A 3701-nucleotide genomic window follows, 5' to 3' on the forward strand; every position below is an offset into this window, starting at 1 on the left:
GGCAGAAGACCGCCGTATATGGTGATCATGCTGGTCCGGGTCGTTCCTTGGGGAGTGCGTAAGATGTCGGGAATCAGCGGAATCGTCAATACAGCACTTACGGGATTGCAGGCTGCGCAAAATGCGCTGCAGGTAACCGGCAATAACATCGCCAACGTCAACACCCCCGGCTATAGCCAGGAAAACGTAGTGCAGTCTACCACCACGCCCACTTTCATCGGGGGCCAGTACTATGGCAACGGCACCCAGATCACGACGGTGCAGCGGAGTTACAGTAGTTTTCTGCAAGGGCAGGTATGGTCGGCGACCGCCAGCGCGAGTGGCCAGGCCACGCTTTCCAGTTCGCTCCAGCAGGTCCTCGGGATACTCAATAACGGCGGCGTCAGTTCACAGGTCAGCCAGTTTTTTTCCGGGGTGGCGCAGGTGGCCGCCAGTCCCAGCGATATGCCCGCGCGTCAGAGCATGCTCAGCAATGCCCAGAATCTCAGCCAGACCTTTCAGTCCCTCGGCCAGCAATTAAGCAGCATCGGTGTCGGCGTCAACCAGCAAATTGGCCAGTCGGTCACCCAGATCAATGATCTCAGCCAGCAGATCGCCCAAATGAATACGCAGATCTCCACCTTGCAGGGCGCGGGTAATAGTGCCGCCAACGACCTCCTCGACCAGCGTGACCAGCTCCTCACCCAGTTGAACAGTCAGGTGGGCGTGCAAGTGCTGCATCAGAACAACAGTCAGATCAACGTCTATCTCAGCAACGGGCAGGTGCTGGTGGCGGGGAGCAAATCCTTCGACCTCAAAACCCAGCCCAGCGCTTACAACCAGCAGACCATGGACGTCGCCTACGCCAGCAGTGGTGCGAACATCAGCCATAACCTCAGCGGCGGCACCCTCGGTGGCCTGCTGCAGTTCCGCAGCCAGTCCCTCAACCCTGCCCAGAATGGCTTGGGGCAATTGGCGGACGGCCTAGCGGCGGCCCTCAACGCGCAGCAGGCGCAGGGGCTAAATCTCAACGGCAGTAGCGGCACGGCGCTCTTTGCCACGGGCGGTGTGCAGATTTTTGCCAATCAGGCGAATACGGGTAGTGCAACCATCAGCGGCAGCATTACCCATGGCGGCGCGCTGACCGCCTCCGATTATATTCTGACAAATGCAGGCGGCGGTAACTGGACGCTGGCGGATCGCGGCAGCGGACAGGTTGTGGCCACCACCCGCGGCAGCGTCAGTAGCGGTGTGACTACCTTGAGCTTCGGAAGTTCGGGCTTCAGCGTCAGTGTCTCGGGCGCGGTCTCCGGCAATAGCTTTCTCATCGAGCCCACCCGTCTGGGCGCCAGCAATATGCAGACCGTAATGACCGATCCCTCGGGCATCGCCGCCGCCAGCCCCTATGTCAGTAGTCCGGGGCAGGTGGTCAGCGGCAGCCTGGTCAACACCAATCTCGGCAATATGATCCTGTCTGCGGGTCAGTATGTGAGTGGCACGGGTTCCGGTGCCAGGCTGGTCTCCGGGCTGGCCAGTTTCCCGACGCCATTGCAGGTCACCTTCACGCAGGGAGGGTCGGGCAATGCAGCCGTCCACTTTCAGATCAGCTCGGGGAGTGGGGGCGCCGGGGTGATCACCAGCGGCAGCGTGTCCCTGGGCGGGTCGGGTACCAGCATCGCTATCCAGAATCCCAACCCGCCTGGCGGCTACTGGCAGGTGAACCTCAGCGGTAGTCTGGCGGCATCGGGCGACGCCTTTACCCTCAGTCCCGGCGGCGTGGGTAGTAATGGCAATGCGCAGGCCATGGCCGCGCTGGCTACCGGCAAGGTCATGAGTAATGGCAGCGCGACCTTCAATGGCAGCGCGGCGCAATTGATCACGCAAGTGGCGTCCCAGGCCGGGCAGGCGCAGACCAACGCGCAAGCCCAGGCGACGGTCCTGCAGCAGGCACAGGCCTCCCAGCAGTCGGTGTCCGGAGTCAATCTCAATCAGGAGGCCGCCAACTTGATCCTCTATCAACAGGCCTATCAGGCCGCTGCCAAGGCTATTTCGGTGGGGAACACGCTGTTCACGTCCCTCATTCAGGCCCTGTAAGGAGATTTAACATGCGTGTCAGCACTTCTGAATTCTTTCAAAGCGGTCTAAGCGGTATGCTGAACCAGCAGAGCACGTTGAACACCCTCAGTCAGCAGCTTTCCACCGGCAATGCATTGATCAACCCGGCGAGCAACCCGGTGGCTAATGCCCAGGTGCTCAACCTCAACAGTCAGATCGCCAACCTCAGCAGCTACCAGCAGAGTAATCAGTATGCCCAGCAGAACCTGCAACTGAGTTCCAGTGCCCTGCAGGGCGTTGGGACCCTGATCGATCAGGTGCAGCAACTGGCGGTGCAGATGAACAACGCCACCGTCAGCCCCAGCGATCTGCAGAATGCGGTGACTACCATGCAAGGTAACTTGCAGCAACTGGTGCAGATGGCGAATACCCAGGATGCCAATGGCACCTATGTCTTTGCGGGTTCGCAATCGGGTGTGACGCCATTTCAATTGCAGAGTAATAACCAGGTGCAGTATCTGGGTGATTCCGGCCAAAAAACCCTGGAGATTGGACCGGGGCTGACGGCGCCGGTGTCGCAGGCAGGGAATTCGGTTTTTATGAATATCCCGGCGGGAAATGGCAGCTTTACGGTGAGTGGTACCGCCACCGATGTGGGGACCACCACTCTGGGACCGGGAAGCGTTTTGAATCAGGCCGCCGCTAATGACCAGTTCGTGGTGAATGGCGCACAGTATCAGGTGACGATCAGCAATAATGGCGCCAGCGGACTGACCTATAGCGTGAGCAGCGGCACGGGGCAGATGGGTTCATCAGGCTGGAGTGGCAGCTCCGGGACAGTGGTATCCGGCAGCTACACGCCGGGCCAGAGCATAGCCATACCCAGCACACCAGGAAGCAGCCCCTTTATCAGTGTGCCCACCAACGGACAGCCGGGCATCGGGCAGAGCGCTTCGTTTACCCTTGCCGCCGCTCAGCCGCAGAGCTTGTTTCAGACCTTTAATAACCTCATCACGGCCTTTCAGGCGGGCGGTGGATCGCCGGGCGCCAACACGCAACGCGCCCAGGATATCAGCAACGTTCTCGCCAATCTCAGTCAGTCGCAAACCACTCTGCTCAGCACCCAGAGCCAGATCGGATCACAACTGCAACAGGCACAGAGTGTGCAGACCATGAACACCAATCTTACCCAGCAATTTCAAACCACGCAGGGCAGCCTGGCTGATATCAGCTACCCGCAAGTGATTACCCAGTTTCAACAAAGCACCACCGCGTTGCAGGCGGCGCAAAAAGCCTTTGCGCAGGTGCAGGGGTTGAGTTTGTTTAATTATATTTGAAGACGAACGGCATAGTGGCTATGTTACACTGAAAAAAAAGACGAAGGGGCGAACGTGAGCCACGATCAGAATTTTAAGAATTTGATATTGGATTACCCTCGTGAGGCGTTGCGGTTTTTCGCGCCGGAAGAAGCGGCAACCTTGGACGATACCGTATGTATTACTCCGATTCGTCAGGAGCAGTTGCAGGAACGTCTGGGAGAGCGATTTCGCGAGTTGGACGTACCGCTACTGGTAGAATGGCCGGACGGGCGTCGTGGGGCGCTGGTTTTCGCCGTGGAAGAAGAAAGTGATAGCCGGCGCTTTTCGATACACCGATTGGCACACTAC

3 protein-coding genes are annotated in these 3701 nt (G+C 58.9%); all 3 read left to right on the plus strand.

The genetic code is table 11. The features are described from left to right. On the plus strand, nucleotides 1–2073 hold a 2073-nt coding region (flgK, locus tag AC2VNK_RS07765; RefSeq protein WP_486883375.1), incomplete at its 5' end, for a flagellar hook-associated protein FlgK. Nucleotides 2074–2084: 11 nt separating this feature from the next. Then, nucleotides 2085–3371 (plus strand): flagellar hook-associated protein FlgL, encoded by a 1287-nt coding sequence (gene flgL / locus AC2VNK_RS07770; RefSeq protein ID WP_486883376.1) that lies wholly within the window; start codon nucleotides 2085–2087, stop codon nucleotides 3369–3371. Between the two features lie 54 nt (nucleotides 3372–3425). Continuing rightward, nucleotides 3426–3701 (plus strand): hypothetical protein (locus AC2VNK_RS07775; RefSeq protein ID WP_486883377.1); only part of this gene is annotated, 276 nt, incomplete at its 3' end.

The organism is Acidithiobacillus sp. TH-A35, assembly GCF_057473505.1.

Coding starts and splice junctions, on each gene's coding strand:
- flgL (WP_486883376.1), top strand. CDS start 2,085: ATGCGTGTCAGCACTTCTGAATTCTTTCAAAGCGGTCTAAGCGGTATG.